At 73.1% G+C, this 11,276-nt stretch carries 11 protein-coding genes; all 11 read right to left on the bottom strand.

The window, feature by feature from the left end:
- Positions 1 to 63: 63 nt before the first annotated feature.
- Positions 64 to 615 carry a carboxymuconolactone decarboxylase family protein gene (locus ACWEVN_RS41695; protein ID WP_452054956.1) on the bottom strand — a complete coding sequence of 184 codons (552 nt, stop codon included), beginning with the start codon at positions 613 to 615 and terminating at the stop codon, positions 64 to 66.
- On the bottom strand, positions 603 to 1,073 hold the full coding sequence (locus tag ACWEVN_RS41690; protein ID WP_452054955.1) for a DUF6187 family protein: 471 nt from the start codon (positions 1,071 to 1,073) through the stop codon (positions 603 to 605). The genes ACWEVN_RS41695 and ACWEVN_RS41690 overlap by 13 nt, the downstream gene beginning before the upstream one ends.
- On the bottom strand, positions 1,066 to 2,394 hold the full coding sequence (locus tag ACWEVN_RS41685; protein ID WP_449685903.1) for an NAD(P)-binding protein: 1,329 nt from the start codon (positions 2,392 to 2,394) through the stop codon (positions 1,066 to 1,068). The genes ACWEVN_RS41690 and ACWEVN_RS41685 overlap by 8 nt, the downstream gene beginning before the upstream one ends.
- Positions 2,395 to 2,425: 31 nt before the next feature.
- On the bottom strand, positions 2,426 to 2,905 hold the full coding sequence (locus tag ACWEVN_RS41680) for a DUF6423 family protein (RefSeq protein WP_310972665.1): 480 nt from the start codon (positions 2,903 to 2,905) through the stop codon (positions 2,426 to 2,428).
- Between the two features lie 354 nt (positions 2,906 to 3,259).
- Entirely contained in the window at positions 3,260 to 3,565 is a 306-nt protein-coding gene (locus ACWEVN_RS41675; protein ID WP_452054954.1) for a DUF6235 family protein, read from the bottom strand.
- 180 nt (positions 3,566 to 3,745) lie between these two features.
- On the bottom strand, positions 3,746 to 3,901 hold the full coding sequence (locus tag ACWEVN_RS41670; protein WP_449685905.1) for a hypothetical protein: 156 nt from the start codon (positions 3,899 to 3,901) through the stop codon (positions 3,746 to 3,748).
- Between the two features lie 161 nt (positions 3,902 to 4,062).
- Positions 4,063 to 4,248, bottom strand: a complete 186-nt coding sequence (locus tag ACWEVN_RS41665; RefSeq protein ID WP_449685906.1) for a DUF6222 family protein — start codon at positions 4,246 to 4,248, stop codon at positions 4,063 to 4,065.
- Positions 4,245 to 5,303: an NAD-dependent epimerase/dehydratase family protein gene (locus ACWEVN_RS41660; RefSeq protein WP_452054953.1), complete on the bottom strand. Its 1,059-nt coding sequence runs from the start codon at positions 5,301 to 5,303 to the stop codon at positions 4,245 to 4,247. Before ACWEVN_RS41660 ends, ACWEVN_RS41665 begins: the two co-directional genes overlap by 4 nt.
- A 14-nt stretch (positions 5,304 to 5,317) precedes the next feature.
- Entirely contained in the window at positions 5,318 to 5,893 is a 576-nt protein-coding gene (locus ACWEVN_RS41655) for a flavin reductase family protein (protein ID WP_449685908.1), read from the bottom strand.
- A gap of 1 nt (position 5,894) precedes the next feature.
- Positions 5,895 to 6,347, bottom strand: coding sequence for an acyl-CoA thioesterase (locus ACWEVN_RS41650; RefSeq protein WP_378198168.1), 453 nt, complete (start codon positions 6,345 to 6,347; stop codon positions 5,895 to 5,897).
- A 1-nt stretch (position 6,348) separates the two neighbouring features.
- A partial coding sequence (locus tag ACWEVN_RS41645) for an SDR family NAD(P)-dependent oxidoreductase (protein WP_452054952.1) occupies positions 6,349 to 11,276 on the bottom strand: 4,928 nt, incomplete at its 5' end.

Genomic DNA, 11,276 nt, shown 5'->3' with positions numbered 1-11,276 from the left:
TGTGGTGTTCGTATGTGCGGGGGGCGGGGGGGGGGGCGGCTCGTGAGCCCGGCCCGCGCCCGGTCAGGCCGGGGCGTCGAGCAACTCCGCCAGACCCGCGTAGCCCGCGTTCTTCAGCCTCTCGCCCGAGGTCGTCGTGTAGCCCTCGGCGGCGCGGATACCGAGTCCCTCGACCATCCGGTTCATGAAGTTGAACAGGGCGCAGACCAGGACCGCGTCGTGGAGTGCGCGCTCGTCCCAGCCGGCCGCGAAGACCGCTTCGGCGTCCGCTTCGGTCATTTTCGACGGCGTCCTCGTCAGCTTGCCCACGTAGGCGAGCACCGGCTTGAGGCGGGCGTCCACCGGGGCGGACTCGAGGTCGGCGAGTGCCGCCGCCAGCGTGCCCTCCGGGATGCCGAACGCCTCGGCGGTGACGGTGTGGATGCCGTGGCAGTAGTCGCAGCTGTTCAGGCCGGACACGTAGGCCGCGATCAGCTCACGCTCGCCCGGCGTGAACGGGGACTCGCCGCGCAGCACCAGCTCGTGGAAGGCCAGCAGGTGCCGGGCCGGCTCGGGATAGGCCTGGAACACCTGGAGCAGGGTCGTCTCGGCCGGCAGGGACTTCAGGTAGGACATCGCGGGTCCTTTCCGTTCGATGGTGCGTCGGCGCGGGGGTCGACGTCCGCGCGGCGCAGCACGCACGCGGTCAGGTACGCGATCGAAGCGGGCCCCGCGCCCGGCGCGACGGCGGCGACGCGCGCGGCGGTCTTGACCCACTCCTGGCGGAGCGAGCCCGGGGTGTCCGCCGCCGGCTCGTCGAGGGCGCTGCGCACCGAACGCCAATGGGCCCGGCCGAGGGCGACCAGGCCCGGCAGGTCGAAACTGCTGCCCCCGTGGCGCACCTGGTCGACCAGCTGGGTGACCAGCGCCGGATCGTCGGCGATCCGCGCCAGGCCCAGCCCGCCGAGCAGGCGGTCGGGGTCGAGACCGAGCAGGATGATGCCGACCTCGACGTCGGCGGGCGCGTCGACGTCGGGCAGGGCGAACCGGCTGTCGTCGGGCAGGGCGAACCGGCTGTCGGCGGGCTCAGACACCGACAGCCTCCCGGAGCGTCCGGACGGGGCTTTCCTCGCGGACGGCGGCCGCGATGGCCGCGGCCGCCCGGGTCGTCGCCACGCGGTGCCCGTCGATGTTCCGGGCCGCCGGGCCGAGGACCATCGCCGTGGCGGCGCCGACCGCCGAAACGCGGGGGGCGCGCTCGAAGACCAGGGTGCGCTCGTCCAGGGCCGGCCATCCGTCGCGCTCGCCGACCAGTTCGGCGGGCAGCAGGCCGTCGCCGATCGACGGTGCCGTGCCCAGCGCCAGGACGGCGTGGTCGGCGACGATCCGGCGGCCGCTCGCGAGGCGCACCGTCACCGTCCCGCCGACGCCGGTCGCGATCCGGGCCACGGTTTCGCCGCGGTGGACGACCAGCCGGCCGTCCGCTTCGGCTTGCCGGAGCAACGGCTGGAACTCGAACATGATCGACGCCCGGCGGAACTGGTTCATCAGGGCGAGCCGGTCGGCCCAGCCGACGCTGTCGAACCGCTTGCGGCCCTCCGGGCGGAAGAACGTCGAGTTGACGTCGGCGCACTGGTACCGCTCGCCGGGGTCGCGCAGCACCCAGTGCACCTCCCGCCCGGCCGAAAGCGCGTTGCCGATCAGGTGCGCGGCGGTCAGCCCGGCGCCGACGACGATCTGCCGTCCGCTGTCGGGCACGGACTCGTCCCAGTACGAGACCCCGGGAGGTGGCGGGCCGCCGCCCCACCACGAATCCGGGGCCGGGCGCCGTTCCTCGCCGAGGCAGAGCACGACGTGGCGGGCGGTGACGGTGAAGGTGTCGGCATGCACCGTGACCGCGTCGGCGGAGGGCAGCACTTCGCGGACCACACCCCGCCACGTCTTCTCGGTGACGTGGTGGCTCGCCGCCAGGTGCGCGCAGTAGGCCTCGAAGACGTCCACCGGCACGACGGACCGGTGGCCGGCCTGCGACATCCGGATCTCCCGGCGTTCGACCGGGGTCAGCCGCGCCCAGTGCAGCCGGGCGAAGTCGACCAGCTCGCAGTCGCGGTAGCCCTCGACACCGGGGTGGTGCTCGTAGGGCGAACGGAGAACGCGCTGGCCGAGCCGGTCGATCCGGTCGAAGAACCGCCCGCACGGGCGGCCGTCACGGTCGATCACCACGACGTCGCGGACGCCGTGGTGCCACAGCGCCGACGTCACGGCGAGGCCGGCCGGCCCCGCCCCGACGACGACGACCTCCGCGGTCGCGGCCGGCCGGGTGCCGCGGTCCGCGGCCGGCGGGGCGGGCAACCGCGGCCAGTCACGCCCGCGGGGTGAGTCCAGCAGGTGCGGTTCCGGGACGAACTTGATCACGAATTCCCCTCACGCCCGAGACCGCGCCGGTTCAGCCGATCACCGTGATGGGCACGATCAGCTCGACCACCGGTCGCTGCCGCATCCCGTTGGTGACCAGTTCTTCGAGCGTCTGCTGCGACCGCTCGGCGCTGTCGGTGGCGAGCGGGCTGTACCGGGAGGAGAAGTACGTCGGCTTGCTGCCGCCGGTTTCCATCGAGTACGTCTTGAGCACGGCCTCGCCCGGCCGGACCTCACCGTCGTAGAAGGTCAGCCGCCGCTGGTCGGGCGTCATGAAGCTCTTCGCGAACTGGGGCGACATCAGCGCGGCGTCGTCGATGAACACCGAGTCCTCGTCCAGCACCGCCTGCATGGCGACCCACGTCCGGTCGGTCAGGTTGGTCTCGGCCTTGATGACCTGCCAGCGCCCCGGCTCCGGAAGGCTGACACTCACCGAAACGTCGTGATCGGTGGTGTCGATCGCGCCGGTGATCATGAGGACCCGGCGGCCGACATCGGCCACGCCGGTCATCTGAATGTCCCGGGCGCGAACCCGGCTGGAAACATCGAGTCCTGGCAATTCGGGCGACGACATGACGAAGCCTCCTCGTTATTCACCCCAGAAAATAACGGCCGCAACGGCGAACACGACGAGGTTTTCATACCACAAGAGACATTGTCAAGATGAGGAATACCCGTCCGCGGCATGCATTGCATTGCGCCCACCGGGAGCGTACGCCATCCGGGCGACGGCTTACCCCGTTCGGCGCAGTGCCGCTCATTCAGCCGTCGGCCGTCGCCCGACCACCCCGGTCACGAACCGTCATGGGGCCGAGCCGCGGCAGCCTGGCCGGAGTAAGCCTCAACGTCATCTCGCGGCCAGTGCTCACTGCCCCGGCAAGCCCGGGCCGGCCGGAGCGTCGACACCGTCCTGCAGCCGGCCGACATAACGAATTTCGAATGCGGATTCCGCCCGCTGCACCATTATTTTCAGCACCAGACCCGGTTTCACCATAATCATGAAATTACCGGGATCGTACGGGTCGCCGAAAATGTCGTAGACCAGGAAAGCCGACCCGTCGCCCACGGCGAACAATGCTTCGTAGACGACATTCCGTTCGGCCTGTGTCGCCGACTCGGCCCAGTCCCCGAGCACCTGCACTCCCGCGGTGAGCTGGAGGCGCATCGCCATCCACCGGCCTCCCAACCGAACTTCGGCCGGGCGCCGGGCGCGCACGGCGAGTCCCGCCCCGCACTCCGGCCCCGGTGAGGTTCCAGTGTCCCGCCCTCGCGGTGACCGCGTCATCTCTGTGCGTGCGCCGGACCGGCAGGCGCGCGCCCGTGACGCGGCACCCGCCCGGCCGCGGGACGTTCAGCGGTAACCGAGAACGATGTGCTCACGCAGGTACTCCCGCTCGGCCGGCGCGGCCGGTTCCCGCGGCGAGTCCGCGCGCGGGAACCGGCCGCTCGGTTCGGCCGGCTTTCCGTCGGCCCGGCCCTTCCCGGCCGGCAACGCCGGAGCTGTCATGGCGTTTCCACCGTTCTCCCGCCCGACCCGGAAAGCTCACGAATCGGACGAATCTCGCCGCATCCCGGGATACCGGCCGTCGAGTGGCCGAGGCGGTTCGACGGCAGCGGTTCAGCGCGAGGGCGAGTGCCTCACCGCGGCGTCCGCGCGGTGACTTCCGCTCACGCGGCATCCCGCAGCCGGACCTCGTAGTCGTGCTCGATCTCGGCGACGAGGTCGGACCAGACGATGCCCCGCCCCAACCGGGGCATCGGCCGGGCCTGCCAGCCGTCCGGCACGTCCGTCAAGGCCGTCGGGGCCGTGTCGGAGCCGGGCCGGATGGGCTCGATGGCGTCGCTGGCGGTCATGGCAGGACCCTCCTCGGTCGGGACGGTCCCGGCTCGGCCGGGACCGCTGTCGTCGTCATGGGCACAGTGGGCAGGGCGGCCGCGCCGGCCTGCCGGTCGGTGAGGCGTCCGGTCGCGTGCAACCAGGCGACCGTGTCGCGCACGGTGCGGGCCACCGGCCGCGCCGGAACGCCGGCCCCGGGTGCGTCCGCGGCGACGGGCACGGCGGAGGCGCAGACGTAGAGCGCGCCGTACTCGGCCGGGATGTGCCACGGCCAGCCGCGCTGCAGCAGGTCGGCACCCCGGCCGACCGGGAACATCGCCCGCGCCGGGAGGAACGCCGCCGGCAGGCGCCGCCCGGTCGCGGCCCGGACCACGGCGAGGTACTCGCGGGTGGTCAGGAAGTGGCCCGGCCCGAAGTACCCGTCGCCGGGCACGCCGTCGAACAGCCGCGCGTGCAGTTCCGCCGAGTCGCGGACGTCGCCGATCGGCAGCCCGCCCGACGGCCAGATCGGCATCAGCCCGCGCAGCAGGTCCCGCAGCCGCGCGTTCTGGTCGCCCAGGTGCGGGTCGTGCGGTCCGAGCAGCGCCGGCGGGTGGGTGACGGTGACCGGGACGCCGTCGGCGCGGTGCGCGCGGGCGATCCGCTCGGCCTCGGCCTTCGAGGCGAGGTAGGCCTCCCGTGGGGTGCCGACCGGGCTCGCCGCCCCGATCGCCGGCCCGGCCGCCGGGTACAGCGCCCCGACGGTGGAGACGTGCACGATCCGCCCGGTGCCCGCCCGGCGTGCGGCGGCGAGCACGACTTCGGTGCCGCCCGCGTTCACCCGCCACAGCTCGGCCCGGCGCCGGCTGTCGAAGGTGTAGACGCCCGCCGCGTGCAGCAGCGCGTCCGCACCGTCGACCAGCCGGGCGACGGCGGCGGGGTCCGTGACGTCGCCGGTCACGACGTCCACAGTGGACGGCGCGGTCCGGGCGGGGTCGCGGGCGAGCAGCCGCACCCGGTGCCCCCGCCGCAGCAGGGCCGCGACCGCGTGGGTCCCGAGGAAGCCGGTGCCGCCGGTGACCGCGATCAGCATGACGTTCGCCTCCCTCAGGCCGCGCGGGCCCGCCCGTCGATCCGGTGGTAGCCGCCGCCGTAGAAGACGAGCGCGTGTTCGCCTTCGCCGCGGCTGGTGGCGACCACCCGGCCGAGGAAGATCGAGTGGTCACCACCCGCCACCACCTGGGCGAGCTCGCATTCGAGCCACGCCAGCGCGCCGTGGAGCAGCGGCGCGCCGGTCAGCTCGCCCGCCGTGTAGCCGACCGCGTCGAACTGGGCGATCCCGTCGGGACGGCGCCAGTCGGCGAAGTACTTCGACAGCTCCTGCTGCTCGGCCGCGAGGATGTTGACCCCGAACGAGCCCGCGGTGACGATCGCGGTGTGCATCCGGGCCGCCTTGGACACGCAGCACAGCACCATCGGCGGTTCCAGCGACACCGACGAGAACGCGTTGGCGGTCATGCCGTGCGTGTCTTCCCCGCCCGCCGTCAGCACCGTCACCCCGGTCGCGAACTGGGCCATCACCTGCCGCAGGCCCGGCTGGACGGAGAGGCCACTGCGGGCGCGTGACGTCCGCAGCCGTTTGAGCGCGGGAGCCCCCTCGGAAGGCTCTGCGTCGTGGCCCACGTCAGACTCCCTTGCCGTTGACCGCGGCCGTCGCGTAGGGCGCCAGAGCTTCGCGCAGCTGCTCGGGGACCCGGGACGGCACGGTGGCCGTGTTCGGCCCGCGCATGCAGGCGATCCGCTGCCGACCCCGCGCCACGAGCCGCTCCTCGCCGTCGGTGGTGAGGTGGACGTAGTCGAAGGCGAACTGCACCTGCGTCGAGGTGAGTTCCTCCAGCCGCATCCGGATGGACAGCTCGTCGAACGCGGTGATCTCGGCGAAGAACTCGCACTCCACCTTGAGGGTGAACAGCTTGAGGTCGTGGCGGACCTCTTCGAGCACCGCGGGCGCCTTCTCCTTCAGGAACATCTCCCGGCACCGGCCCTGCCAGCGCACGTAGTTCACGTAGTAGACGTTGCCCACCAGGTTGGTCTCTTCGAAGCCGACCGTGTGGCGGATCTCGTAGTAGTCGGACATCTCAGTTCCCCTCTGCCTGGAGCACGGCGAAGACGATCGGGGCGGTCCGGTCGTTGACGGTGGTCGACCAGGTGGCGATCCGGGCGTTCCCGGAAGCGAGCAGCGCCCACCCGTCGGCGTCGACCTGGCGCACGGTCAGCGCCTGGGTCATCGACCCGGTCTTGCGCACGCACTCCAGCGCACTCCACACCCGGGTGTTGGCCACGCTGATCGGTTCGCCGGTGTCGGCGGCCAGCAGCCGGCCGAGGGTGAGGAGTTCTTCGCCGAGCAGCCCGGCCCAGTCCTCTTCGCTGCGCTCGATCGCCGTCTCGATGTCGCAGGCCACCGGGCTGGTGCCGGCGACCGCGAGGGTCAGCTGTGCGGTGTGCGACGCGGTGATGTGGACCCCGCCGTCGCACTCCGGCTTGCCGTCGGGGCGGTACCGGATCTCGACCGGCCGGTCGAGCGCCCGGCCCGCGGCGAGCGCCGTCTGCGCCCTCCGCTCGGCGACGCCCCCGGCCGGGCGCCCGGCCGGGTCCGGCTCGAGCACCACCGACCGCGTCCCGCCGAGCAGGCGCTCACAGGAACGCTCCACATAGGACCCCAGCATCGAGGGGACCCACGGCCCGGCGCCGTCGCGCTTGCGGACCGCGCGCAGCTTCAGGCCTTCCCAGCGCTCGACCAGCGTCCCGTCGGGGTTGCGCACGTCCAGGTCGTAGACGTAGCTGTCGCCGTCCTGGAAGCGTTCCTTCGCGTCCAGCAGGACGTACTCGTCGTGCTGACGGCCCGGCTCGGCCAGGTACAGCTTCTCGATGCCCTGCGGCAGCAGCGTCGCGTCGGGGACGCAGCACTGGATCGCGTGCATCATCGCGTCCCGCGTGCCGGGGTCGGCCAACAGCCGTTCCTGCGGCAGGAAGGGCGCGAACCACGAGAAGTCCGCGGTGGTCGCGATCTCGGCGACCGCGTGCCGGGCGCTCGCCCGCCGGTAGCCGAGGACGCGCTGGAACCGCTTGCCCTGGAACAGCACCGAGCCGTACAGCTCGCTGATCGGCTCCACCGGAACCGGCGGCAGCGCGACATCGCGGGCGGCCTTCTCCCCCAGCTCGGCCGGCCGGGCGAAGCTCAGCCGGGCCCGGAAGTGGTCGGCGCTGAAGCCGGTCTCGTCACTGCGGATGACGACGTCCACGGTGTCGGCGTCGCGGGCCAGCGTGGCCAGCCGGATCGTGGTCGACCCGCCGGGCGAGACGATGATCGGCCGGAGGAACTCGACGTCGGAGAGCACCGGGGTGCCGGTGCGGTCCAGCGTCGCCGCCGCGGCCTGCGTCATCGCCTCCATGCCGAGCACCGCCGGGAACAGCAGCTGCCCGTCGAGCAGGTGGTCGGTCAGGTACGGGTCGGCCCCGTCGGACAGGTCCGCCTCGGTGATCAGCTCGACACCCGGGTAGTGCACGATCGCGCGGTCGACGAACCGGGTCAGCGGCAGCTCCCGCTTCCGGATCGGCAGCGTGGGCAGGCCCGCCGTGCGACCGCAGACCACCAGCACCGGCGGCGCGGCCGGGTCGGCCAGCACCCGGCGGAGGACGGCGATGCCCTCCTCGGTCGGGATCGGCGTGATGCCGTCGCGCATCAGGGCGCTGACCACGCCGAGCTTTTCGCCCATGCCGGTGCCCGACCAGACCGACCACTCCAGTGCGATCGCCCGGGCCTTCGGGTGTTCCTGGCCGAAGCGCAGGGTCAGCTCGGTCATCCAGTCGTTCGCCGTGGCGTAGTGCGCTTCACCGCGCAGGCCGGCCCGGCCGATGATGCTGCCGAAGGTGACCAGGAGCTTGATCCGGTCCTGGTCGACCGCGGCAAGCACCGCGTTGAGGCCGCCGATCTTCGGGGCGAGGGTCTTGCGGAAGCTGTCCTCGGTCAGGCTGAAGAGGGCAGCCGGCTCGTTGCGGCCCGCGCCGTGCAGGATCGCGGTGACCGGGCCGAGTTCGGCCTCCATCCGGGCGACCGCCGCAGCCACCTGCGGGGCGCTGGTGACGTCGGCGCGCTCGTAGCGGTAGCGGATGCCCACCGCCTCCATGCGGTCGAGGTTCTCCGCCAGCTCGCTGTCGGACTCCGGGTCGCTGCGCCCGAGCAGGGCCAGCCGCGCCCCGGAATCCTTGGCGAGCGCCAGCGCGCTCTCCGCCGTGATGCCCTTGCCGCCGCCGGTGACGAGCAGGACGTCGGTCGCGTCCAGCGAGTCGCGCAGCGGGCCGGGCTTCGGGGCGGGCAGCGCGGACAGCCGAGGCACCGTGCGCCCGCCGTCGGCGCCGTAGCGCGCTTCGGTGAAGTCCGTGGTCGCGGCGACCTCGGCCATCACCGTCGTCACGGCCGACGCGATCGCGTCCACAGTGGACGGCTCCGGGTCGGCGAGGTCGATGATCGTCGTCTTCGCCGACGGGTCCTCCAGGCGCAGGGTCCTGGCCAGGCCGGCCGCCCCGTAGCCGTGGTGGACGACCACGAACCGCGTGCCGTTGGGGGCGGCCATGACCGCGCGGCCGGCTTCGAGGAACAGGCCGACGTGGCTGGCGTCGCAGTCCGCCGGCAGGCAGAGCAGCACGCCGTCCCCGGCGCCGGACCGCGCGAGCGCGGCCTTCAGCGGTTCGGCCAGCGGGTGGCGCGGCGTCGCGAAGACCTGCCATTCGGCGTTCCCCGCCCCCGACGTGAGGTCCGCGGCGGGCCGCGGCGCGGGCACGTACTCGACCGCGAACGGCCGGACCCACGGACCCACGCCGGGGGCCTCGCCGGTGGCGGTGTCGGCCGGTTTCGCCGTCTGCGCCAGCTCGTCGATCATCTCGGCGAGGTCGCCGAGGCACACCGTCGCGAAGTTCGGCATGCCTTCCAGCGCGGGGCGGCCCAGCGCCCGGGTGACGTCGTTGACCAGCTGCCCGACCGTGATCGACGACAGGTGCAGGTCGTCGAGCGGGTGCGTGTCGGCGGTGACCGCCTCCAAGGGCAGCTCGACGCGCTCGGCGGCGAACTTGCGCAGCAGGTCCAGCGTCGAACCGGTGTCCGCGTCGGACGCCTCGGCGTCCGAGGCGGCGGCCTCCGCCTTCTCCGCGGCCAGCTCGGCGGCCAGCTCGCTGTCGATCGACGCCCCCGCCTCGCACGGGCTGGCCAGGAAGGTGAACTGGCCGTCGGCGGGCAGGGCGCGGACGATCCGGCCTTCGAACAGCGCGTCCACCGAGATCTGCGCGCCGAGCGCGAACGCCGCGCCCACGACCCGCAGCAGGGCCTGCAGCGACGCGTTGTCCGTGTCGATCGCGAGCACCGGGGTCTCCGGCTCGATCTCCTCGAACAGCCCGGTCAGCACCCGGCCGGGCCCGACCTCGACCACCAGGTCGCTGCGCTCGGCCACCTTGGCGGCGGCCTCACGGAAGCGGACCGGCAGCACGATCTGGTCGCGCAGCAGCCCGGGCAGGTCCTCCGCGGCGTGCAGCACGTCCCCGCTGACGGTCGAGACGACCGGCCGCTCCAGCCGCGCGAAAGCGAACTCGCCGAGCCGCTCGGTCATGGCGTTCGCGGCCGGCTCGACCGCCGGCGAGTGGAAGGCGTGCGAGACCTTGACGCGGGTCGCGGTGACCCCCTGGGCCTTCGCCCGGGCGACGATCCGGTCGATCGCCCCGGCCGGCCCGGAGATCACCGTCTGCTCGGGTGCGTTGTACCCGGCGATGACGACGTCGTCGCCCAGGCCCAGCTCCTCGACCCGGCCGGGCGAAGCGGCGATGCTCGCCATCGCGCCGGTGCCGTCGCCCACGGTCGTGGCCATCACCTTGCCGCGGATCGTGGCGAGCTTCAGCAGCGCCCGCTCGTCGAGCGCGCCGCCCCAGTGCAGCGCGGTCAGCTCGCCGAGGCTGTGGCCGGTGGCCGTCGCCGCCTCGATGCCGAACGAGCGCAGCACCCGCAGCGCGGCCAGCGAACCGGTGACGATCCGGGGCTGCGCCACCTCGGTGGCGACCTGGTCGCCGGTGATGGGCAGCGCGGCGGCGCGGTGGATCTCGTCCGCCACGGCGAACCGGCGGCGCAGCGCCCCGTCGCCACCGCGGCCGGAACCCTGGCCGGGGAACAGGTAGCCGATCTTCGGCGCGGAGCCGCGGCTGCCGGCGAAGATGCCGTCGGCGCTGTCGAAGACCGAGTCACCCGACTCGAGCTGTTCGAGCAGCTTGGTCAGCTTCCGCTCGGCGTGCTCGGGGTTGGCCGCGACGACCGCGGCGCGCACCGGCTTGCCCGACAGGTCCTTCGCCAGCGTGCCGGCGAGGTCGGTCAGCTCCGCGAACGACAGCTTCGGCACGGTTTCCAGCACCGCGGCGATGTTCCCGCGCAGGGTGGCGAGGTCGTCGGCGTCGAACAGCAGCAGCTCGGCGTCCTGGCGGCCGGCGACCAGCGAACGGGCCCGCTCGTCGAGCTCCCGGCGCCGGGGTGCGGTCGGCGCCTCGGTGACCGTGACGTGGGAGTTGATGCCGCCGAAGCCCATTGCGGAGACACCGGCACGGACCGGCTGGTCCTCCGGCCACAGCGTCGCCTCGCGCGGGACGTACATCCGCGCCGAGGAGCCGGTGAGCGACTCGTGCGGGGTGTGGTGTCCGGTCGCGGGCGGGATGACCTGGTGGTACACCGCCAGCGTCGCCTTGATCAGGCCGGCGACGCCGGCAGCGGCCTTGGTGTGGCCGATGTTGCCCTTGATCGTCGAGAGCGCGGCCTGCTTGGCCAGCGGGTCGGCGTCGCGGCGGGCCGTGGACAGCGCCTCGATCTCGGTTTCGTCGCCCAGCGCGGTGCCGGTGCCGTGGCCCTCGAAGTAGGAGACGGTCTCGACGCCGTAGCCCGCGCGGTCGTAGGCGCGTTCGAGAGCCAGCCGGTGCCCGGACGCCTTGGGCCGGGTGATGCCGCCCTTGCCGTCGGACGACACGCCCCAGCCGCCGA

The organism is Amycolatopsis sp. NPDC003861 (assembly GCF_053605405.1).
Note: the sequence above shows the minus strand (reverse complement) of the source record. Positions and strands in the feature narration are given on the sequence as shown.

What these genes read in the sequence shown, in the direction of transcription:
- ACWEVN_RS41650 (WP_378198168.1), bottom strand. Translation starts at nt 6,347, where the DNA reads ATGTCCGACTACTACGAGATCCGCCACACGGTCGGCTTCGAAGAGACC.
- ACWEVN_RS41660 (WP_452054953.1), bottom strand. Translation starts at nt 5,303, where the DNA reads ATGCTGATCGCGGTCACCGGCGGCACCGGCTTCCTCGGGACCCACGCG.
- ACWEVN_RS41695 (WP_452054956.1), bottom strand. Translation starts at nt 615, where the DNA reads ATGTCCTACCTGAAGTCCCTGCCGGCCGAGACGACCCTGCTCCAGGTG.
- ACWEVN_RS41680 (WP_310972665.1), bottom strand. Translation starts at nt 2,905, where the DNA reads ATGACCGGCGTGGCCGATGTCGGCCGCCGGGTCCTCATGATCACCGGC.
- ACWEVN_RS41670 (WP_449685905.1), bottom strand. Translation starts at nt 3,901, where the DNA reads ATGACAGCTCCGGCGTTGCCGGCCGGGAAGGGCCGGGCCGACGGAAAG.
- ACWEVN_RS41675 (WP_452054954.1), bottom strand. Translation starts at nt 3,565, where the DNA reads ATGGCGATGCGCCTCCAGCTCACCGCGGGAGTGCAGGTGCTCGGGGAC.
- ACWEVN_RS41665 (WP_449685906.1), bottom strand. Translation starts at nt 4,248, where the DNA reads ATGACCGCCAGCGACGCCATCGAGCCCATCCGGCCCGGCTCCGACACG.